This window comes from Nonomuraea sp. NPDC049784 (genome assembly GCF_040659615.1).
Taxonomy (GTDB): Bacteria; Actinomycetota; Actinomycetes; order Streptosporangiales; family Streptosporangiaceae; genus Nonomuraea.
Map to the genome: position 1 here is coordinate 22,212 of NZ_JBFAMX010000078.1, position 7,131 is coordinate 29,342.

The 7,131-nt window shown below is 69.2% G+C and carries 10 protein-coding genes; all 10 read left to right on the forward strand.

All coding sequences use genetic code 11. The annotated features are described in order from the left end of the window. The first annotated feature begins 113 nt into the window (after positions 1 to 113). A complete protein-coding gene (locus tag AB0J09_RS18835; RefSeq protein WP_360692117.1) occupies positions 114 to 425 on the forward strand; it encodes a hypothetical protein in 312 nt (103 codons plus the stop codon). Continuing rightward, entirely contained in the window at positions 422 to 1,153 is a 732-nt protein-coding gene (locus AB0J09_RS18840) for a hypothetical protein (RefSeq protein ID WP_360692120.1), read from the forward strand. The genes AB0J09_RS18835 and AB0J09_RS18840 overlap by 4 nt, the downstream gene beginning before the upstream one ends. Before the next feature lie 297 nt (positions 1,154 to 1,450). Next, entirely contained in the window at positions 1,451 to 2,026 is a 576-nt protein-coding gene (locus AB0J09_RS18845; RefSeq protein ID WP_360692123.1) for an RNA polymerase sigma factor, read from the forward strand. A 48-nt stretch (positions 2,027 to 2,074) separates the two neighbouring features. Continuing rightward, on the forward strand, positions 2,075 to 2,542 hold the full coding sequence (locus AB0J09_RS18850) for a peroxiredoxin family protein (protein ID WP_360692126.1): 468 nt from the start codon (positions 2,075 to 2,077) through the stop codon (positions 2,540 to 2,542). A 214-nt stretch (positions 2,543 to 2,756) separates the two neighbouring features. Further along, positions 2,757 to 2,912, forward strand: coding sequence for a hypothetical protein (locus AB0J09_RS18855; RefSeq protein WP_360692129.1), 156 nt, complete (start codon positions 2,757 to 2,759; stop codon positions 2,910 to 2,912). Positions 2,913 to 2,937: 25 nt separating this feature from the next. Next, a complete protein-coding gene (locus tag AB0J09_RS18860) occupies positions 2,938 to 4,353 on the forward strand; it encodes an FAD-dependent oxidoreductase (protein WP_360692133.1) in 1,416 nt (471 codons plus the stop codon). A gap of 14 nt (positions 4,354 to 4,367) precedes the next feature. Further along, positions 4,368 to 4,631, forward strand: a complete 264-nt coding sequence (locus AB0J09_RS18865; protein WP_360692136.1) for a hypothetical protein — start codon at positions 4,368 to 4,370, stop codon at positions 4,629 to 4,631. Further along, positions 4,628 to 5,791 carry an MFS transporter gene (locus AB0J09_RS18870; protein ID WP_360692139.1) on the forward strand — a complete coding sequence of 388 codons (1,164 nt, stop codon included), beginning with the start codon at positions 4,628 to 4,630 and terminating at the stop codon, positions 5,789 to 5,791. The genes AB0J09_RS18865 and AB0J09_RS18870 overlap by 4 nt, the downstream gene beginning before the upstream one ends. 100 nt (positions 5,792 to 5,891) lie before the next feature. Further along, positions 5,892 to 6,272, forward strand: coding sequence for a metalloregulator ArsR/SmtB family transcription factor (locus AB0J09_RS18875; protein WP_360692142.1), 381 nt, complete (start codon positions 5,892 to 5,894; stop codon positions 6,270 to 6,272). After that, a partial coding sequence (locus tag AB0J09_RS18880) for an FAD-dependent oxidoreductase (protein ID WP_360692145.1) occupies positions 6,269 to 7,131 on the forward strand: 863 nt, incomplete at its 3' end. The genes AB0J09_RS18875 and AB0J09_RS18880, both read left to right, overlap by 4 nt.

Genomic DNA, 7,131 nt, shown 5'->3' on the forward strand with positions numbered 1-7,131 from the left:
GAACCGGCCTCTAGTGAACGGCGGCATTCCGCCGAACATCGGGTGAACCAAGATGATCAAGGCCTGTCGAGCCGCAAAGATGACCTTCGACGCACCACATCATGAGGAGCCGCATGTCTTCCCGGGAAGAAACACGTTTCATCACCTCGAACACGATCTACGCGATGAGCGAGCAGTACAGCGACATCTGGGATGACTTCCTCCTCAGCAAGAAACGCGTCTGGCTTGAGGCCGACCTCGACGACGCCACCTTCGGCAAGACCATGTCGAAGATTTTCAAGTCAGCGTACGACAAGGCGTATGAAGGCTGCATTGATGCACTGGACGACGGCCGCGTGGTGGCCGAGGACATGTCCAGCGCGTTGTCCACCTGCGCCCGCAACTGGCTGAGGGCCGAGCAGGCGAGCACGGTGAAGTACCGATGATCGCGCCCAGGGAAACCATCCTTGCGATCCGGCGGCTCAGTCTCTACGCGGGCGTGCCCATGGTGGGACTCTCCTTGCTGGAGAACGTGGACATGGACGTGGAAAAGGTCGAAAAGACCGCCAAGCTCTGGAGAAACGCGGCCAAAGCCCTTGACCGCCCCGTCGAGACGCTCGCCGGGCTCCCCGCTGCGGCGCGGAAAGGCTGGATCGCCGACGATCAGCGCGAGTTCTCCCGGGTGACGGGCCACATGCACACGTCTACCGAAGACCTGAGGGACGCGCTCGACAAAATGGGCGACACCCTCGAGACCACGGCCTTCGCGTTCCGGGCGTTCGGGAAGGCGATGGCGGGCTTGGGCATCACGATCTCAGCAGCCTCCATATACGCGCTCACCATGATGCTGACGTCGCCCATCACTGCTCGCGTGTACCTGAAGTATCTGGCGAGTGCCGCGGACAAGGTGCTGACCGGGATGTACGCCGTGCTCCTTACCTACATCGTGGGACAGGCGACCGCTCTTGGCGTCATCGCCGGCCAGGCCAAGCGACTGGACGACATGGCGAAAACGCACCTCGATCAGAACGGCTTTCCGCGGGCGGAGCTGAGCGAGGTGGACTTCTCCTCCGTGGAGATCGATACCAAGAAGTTCCCCACCTTCACGAAGTTGGAGTCCGACCAGAAGCTGCCCGACGACTTCTGGGTCGCCCCCGAGCCCAAGACGTCCTAGCCGGTTCGAAGGTGACATGTGCCACGTCAGGAGGCTGAGGTTAGGAGAAAGGGCCTGAGCTGCTGGGCAAACTCGATGGGTGCAGCGCCTCTCCGGGAGATGGGTTGAGCTTCATCGGTGTACTGCTCGGGGTGCGGCCGGCGAGGTTGGTCCTGAGACGGTGAATCCTTTCGCGGTGTGGGGGCCTCTTATGGGGTGACGGTCACGCTGGGAAGGAGATGCAGATGAGTGACGTCGTGATACCGGCTGTGCCGCAGGCACTGGTCACCACCTCGTTCCGATGGCAAGGGGGCGGATGTGGCTGACCGCGGCTGGGCGAGCACGCAGCTCATCGAGGCCGCGCAGGCAGGTGATCGAGACTCGATCACAGCGGTGGTCCATGGCGCCCATCCTCACGTGCGGCGCTTCGCGGAGCATCTTTGTGCGTCCTCGCAGGATGCCGAGGACGCCGCGCAGGAAGCGCTGATCATCCTCTACCGGAAGATCGGTTCACTGCGCGCCACCGGGGCGCTGGCATCGTGGATGTTCAGAATCGTCCGGAACGAGTGCGTGCGCCGCGCTCGACTGCTGGTCGACCGCTATGACGAGGCCGGCGCCGGTCTGGTGACGTCAGCCGAGGACGAGGTCATCCGGCGCCTGGAAGCCGAACTCGTCGCGCAGGCGATCAGGGAGCTGCCGGACGTTCAGCGCAGAGTATTGATCATGCGAGATGTACTGGGCTACCCGGGTCGAAGGGTCGCGGAGGTGCTCGGCCTGAGCAACGCCGCGATGAAGTCCCAGCTACACCGGGCACGTAGCACGGTCCGGCTCAGCCTGGGCGCAAAGACCGACGCCACCGGCGGCCCGCACGACCCCGGAACCACCAGCGCCTGACCTGAACGGACCGTATTTCCACAACCCGAGTTGAAGGGGAGTTCCGCCATGCTCGAAACCGGATCACCCGCGCCCGCCGTAGTGCTGGAAGACACCGACGGCCGGGCCGTCCGCCTGTCCGACTACCAGGGCGACCATGCCGTGCTCGTCTATTTCATGCGGTCGACGTCGTGCCCGGTCTGCAACAGGCACGTCCAAGACCTCATCCGGCGGCGCGACGAGCTCGTTGCCGCCGACGTCCAGGTGCTTGTCGCGGTTCCCGAGGACCGCCAAGCAGCGGCCGAGTGGAAGGCCAAGCGCCAGATCCCGTTCCCCGTCCTCACCGGCCGCCGCAGCACCCCGCACGAGATGATCGGCCTGAGCAGAAAGGTCTTCGGCTCGCTGCAACAGTCAGGCAGCATCCTCATCGATTCCCAGGGCATCATCCGCCACGCCCACGGCGCCGCCATGCCCACCAGCGGCTACGACAGGAAGGGAATCACCGCCGCCATCCAGGCCCTTGGCACCCGTGGGTGATCTACTACCGGGTGCGGCGGGCGCTGGCCGATCTTCAGGCAGCCTTGGCCGCATGCTGCCCGCCGGACGATGGTCCCTCTGCCGGTGGTTGCGGCTGACCGGCCCGGAGACGGCCCGTATGCCTCAGCTTAGGCGCTCATCTAATTTGACAATCCTCTAAGTAGTGGTTCAGAATCTGAGCTGTTTAGATGAACTTCTATTCAGGAGGTGCGCGATGCGCGCTCTGCTCACCCGCCTGCGCCGCCCCGCCGACGTTTCGGGCTTCACCTTCAACGAGGCGACTTCGGAGGTGTGCGACCGCGGCTGCCGCGCCGACGCCGCCATCGAGCGCGCCCGCGCCTCTGCCCTGTCGTCCTTGTCCTTCCGCTAACCCGCGCGCCACCTGGAGAGCCGTCATGAGTGACAGTTGCTGCGGCACCGTTGCCGTCGAGATCGAGCAGTTCGCCACCCCTCAGCGGGCCACCTCCGGGCAGACGAGCAACCTGCCCGTCGTCGTGATCGGCGGCGGCCCGGTCGGCCTGGCCGCCGCCGCCCACCTGGCCGAACGCGGCATCGACTTCACGCTCCTGGAGGCCGGTGACCGCGTCGCCGCCTCGGTGGCGCGGTGGGGGCACGTGCGAGTGTTCAGCCCATACCGGTACAACATCGACGCCGCCGCCCGCCGCCTCCTGGAGGCCGACGGCTGGACGGCCCCGGACTCCGACTGGCTGCCGACAGGCACCGAGCTCATCGACGACTACCTCGCCCCGCTGGCCAAGCTGTTCAGCGACAAGGTACGGCTCGGCGCGAAGGTCACCGCGATCAGCCGCCTCGGCTACGACCGCGTGCGCACGACAGGCCGCGAGCAGGTGCCGTTCCTCATCCGCCTGGCCGATGGCACCGAGCTGCAGGCGCGAGCGATCATCGACGCCTCCGGCACCTACACCAGCCCGAACGTGCTCGGCGCGAGCGGCCTGCCCGCCCACGGCGAGAACGAGGTGTTCATCGACCACGCCCTGCCCGACGTGCTCGGCACAGACCGTGACCGCTACGAGGGCAAGCGCGTCCTGGTCGTCGGCGCCGGCCACTCGGCCGCCACCACCCTGCTCGCGCTGGCCGAGCTGCCGGACACGCCGATCACCTGGGCGATCCGCGCCGGCGACGCCACCCGCACCTATGGCGGCGGCGACGCCGACGCTCTCCCGGCCCGCGGTGCGCTCGGCACCCGGCTGCGCGTCCACGTCGAATCCGGCCGCATCACGCTGCTGACCGGCTTCTTCACCCACCGCGTCAACGCCACCGACCAGGGCATCCAGGTGATCAGCCGCGACCCTGCCGGCCACGAGCAGAGCGTCACCGTGGACCAGGTCGTGAGCGCGACTGGCTACCGCCCCGACCACTCCATCGCCTCCGAACTGCGCCTGGACCTGGACCCGGTGCTCGGCTCCACCCGCGCCCTGGCCCCGCTGATCGACCCGAACCAGCACTCCTGCGGCACCGTCCCGGCCCACGGCGTCGACGAACTCGCCCACCCTGAGCCCGGCTACTACGCGGTCGGCGTCAAGAGCTACGGCCGCGCCCCGACCTTCCTGATGGCCACCGGGTATGAGCAGGTCCGCTCCGTGGTGGCGGCGCTGGCCGGGGACTGGGAGGCGGCCCGCGACGTGCAGCTCGACCTGCCCGAGACCGGCGTGTGCTCCTCCAACCTGGTCGAGGCCCAGGAGCAGCGCGTCGGCCTGGCCACTGGCATCAGCGGCGGCCTGCTGGCGGCCCCGCTCCCGCTCACCACCGTCGGAGCGTCGGCCGAGTCCGGCGGCAGCTGCTGCGGCTGAAAGGAAGCACCCCGATGTCTGACGGCTACCCCACCGCCGCCCAGAAGGAAGCGCTGCGCCTCATCTGCGACCACGAGCCGATGCCCGCCCACCGGCTGGCCGACGAACTGGTCGCCGCCCGCAAGCCCAGCACCAACCCCGGCTACGGCCCGACGATCGCCCGGATGGCAGGAACGCTCGCCTGGCGGCTGCAGGCCCAGGGCTTCATCGCCGAAACCCTCGCGGGCGACTGGGCGACCACGACTGAGGGTCGGGCGCTGATCGCTTGTCCAGCATGAGTTCCGTCGCCGCGACCGCCGCCCTCCAACAGCAGGGCGGCGGTCCGCCGCGTTCCCGGCACGGCCGGCGGGTCGTGGCCGCGCTGGCCGTCACCCAGACCATCGGCTACGGCGTGCTCTACTACGCCTTCTCAGTCTTCCTCGTCCCGATGGCCCACCACCTGCACGCCACCAACGCCCAGGTCGCCGCCGCGCTCACCGTGTCCGTGCTGATCACCGCCGTCTGTGCCCCGCTCGCCGGACGATGGCTGGACACCCACGGCGGGCGCGCCCTGATGACGCTCGGTTCGCTGCTCGGCACAGGGGCGGTGCTGGCCTGGTCGCAGGTCACCGCGCTGTGGCAGCTCTACCTGGTCTTCGCCGCCATCGGCATCGCCTGCTCGATGGTGCTGTACGAGGCCGCGTTCGCCGTCATCATCGCCTGGTACGGCGCCGACGCGCGAGGCCGTGCGCGAGGCATCCTGGCCCTCACCATCGTCGCCGGGTTCGCCTCCTCGATCTTCATCCCGCTCACCGGCCTGCTGGTCGCCGCCTACGGCTGGCGCCAGGCCCTCGTGGTCCTCGGTCTCGTCTACGGAATGGCGGCGATCCCGCTGCACGCGCTGGTGATCCGCCGCCGCCCGGCCCACGCCCGCACACCCGAGGCCGCCGGGGAACGCGCCGACCTCGTCAGGGCCGCCGTGCGCCGCCGTCCGTTCTGGCTGCTGGTGACCGCCTTCACCGCCAGCGGCGGCGCGGTCGCCGTCATCGCCGTCGTGCTGGTCACCTACCTCATCCACCTCGGCCACAGCCCGGTCCTGGCCGCCACGCTCGCCGGACTGCTCGGCGTCCTGTCGGTCACCGGGCGGCTGGTCACCACCGGCCTGCAGACCCGCCTGCCCGCCGCACTCATCGCAGCCGCGATCTATACGCTGCAAGGCGTCGCGGCGCTGCTCCTGCCGGTTCTGGGAGCGAGCGTCGCAGGGGCGATCGGTTGCGTCCTGCTCTTCGGGCTCGGCTTCGGCATCGGCTCCATCACGCTGCCACACCTGCTCGTGCAGCGGTACGGCACCGCCGCCTACGCCACCTTGTCGGGCCGCATCGCACTCTTCTCCGTCGCCGACAAGGCCCTGGCTCCGCTCGGTGCGGTCGCCCTGGCCCAGGCCGTCGGCTACACCTAGGTGATGAGCGCGGTGGCCGCCGTCTGCGTCACCGCCGCCTTGTCCCTGGTCGCCTACCATCGCCTATAATTTAGACGAATGTCGAATTAAGGAGCCCCGGATGACCGCCGTGACGATCCAGTGCTGCGCGCCGATCGCCCGCGAGCCGCTCGGCGAGGCCGACGCCGCTGAACTGGCCACGCTGCTCAAGGCCGTGGCCGACCCGGTACGGCTGCGCCTGCTGTCGATGATCGGCTCCCACCCCGGCGGCGAGGCGTGCGTGTGCGACCTGACCGGCGTCTTCGACCTGACCGCCCCCACCATCTCCCACCACCTGAAGGTGCTGCGCACCGCCGGCCTCATCGACGGAGAACGCCGCGGCACCTGGGTCTACTACCGGATCATCCCGGAAGTGGTGAACAAGCTGGGCGCGCTGTTCGCACCACTGTCCACGTCCGCCCCGCAGAACGGTCCGGTGGACGTGGAGCTCATCACCGTATGAGCGCAGCTCCCCGCTTGGCCGATGTCGTCGTCATCGGCGCCGGGCAGGCCGGGCTGGCGGCCGGGTACCACCTGCGGCGAGCGGGCGTCGACTTCGTCGTCCTGGACGCCCAGCAGGCGCCCGGCGGCGCCTGGCAGCACATGTGGCCCTCGCTGCGGCTGTTCTCGCCCGCGCAGTACAGCTCCCTGCCTGGACGCATGATGCCCGTCCCGGCCGACGGCCGCTACCCGGACGCCGCCCACGTCGTCGCCTACCTCGCCGACTACGAGCAGCGTTACCGGCTGCCGATCGTCCGCCCCGCCGCCGTACGGGCCGTGCGACGTGCCGGTGACCGTCTCGCCGTGGACAGCGGTGCCGGCACCTGGCACGCCCGCATCGTCGTGAGCGCCACGGGCACCTGGTGGCGTCCGTACGTCCCGCACTGTCCGGGCATCCGCGGCTTCCGCGGCGAGCAACTGCACACCGCCGGTTACCGCGGCCCCGAGCCCTTCCACGGCCGCCGGGTGCTGGTCGTCGGCGGCGGCAACTCCGCCGCGCAGATCCTCGCCGAGCTCTCCCGGGTTGCTCGGACGACCTGGGCGACGCTGCGTCCGCCCCGGCTGCTGCCCGACGAGATCGACGGCCGCGCCCTGTTCGACCTGGCGACCCGCCGCCACCGTGCCGCCCTGGCCGGTCAGAACGCCGACAGCATCGGCGACCTGGGCGACATCGTCGCCGTGGCGTCCGTACGGGAGGCCCGCGACCGAGGCGTGCTCAAGGCCGAGCCCGACGACCAGGGCATCGGCGTGCTCGCCGCGATCAAGGAGGCCAACCGGGACGAGTTCATCATGGTCGGCGGCGCCGGTTCGCTGAACGCGAT

What these genes read in the sequence shown, in the direction of transcription:
- AB0J09_RS18860 (WP_360692133.1), top strand. Translation starts at nt 2,938, where the DNA reads ATGAGTGACAGTTGCTGCGGCACCGTTGCCGTCGAGATCGAGCAGTTC.
- AB0J09_RS18870 (WP_360692139.1), top strand. Translation starts at nt 4,628, where the DNA reads ATGAGTTCCGTCGCCGCGACCGCCGCCCTCCAACAGCAGGGCGGCGGT.
- AB0J09_RS18840 (WP_360692120.1), top strand. Translation starts at nt 422, where the DNA reads ATGATCGCGCCCAGGGAAACCATCCTTGCGATCCGGCGGCTCAGTCTC.
- AB0J09_RS18865 (WP_360692136.1), top strand. Translation starts at nt 4,368, where the DNA reads ATGTCTGACGGCTACCCCACCGCCGCCCAGAAGGAAGCGCTGCGCCTC.
- AB0J09_RS18835 (WP_360692117.1), top strand. Translation starts at nt 114, where the DNA reads ATGTCTTCCCGGGAAGAAACACGTTTCATCACCTCGAACACGATCTAC.
- AB0J09_RS18855 (WP_360692129.1), top strand. Translation starts at nt 2,757, where the DNA reads ATGCGCGCTCTGCTCACCCGCCTGCGCCGCCCCGCCGACGTTTCGGGC.
- AB0J09_RS18850 (WP_360692126.1), top strand. Translation starts at nt 2,075, where the DNA reads ATGCTCGAAACCGGATCACCCGCGCCCGCCGTAGTGCTGGAAGACACC.
- AB0J09_RS18875 (WP_360692142.1), top strand. Translation starts at nt 5,892, where the DNA reads ATGACCGCCGTGACGATCCAGTGCTGCGCGCCGATCGCCCGCGAGCCG.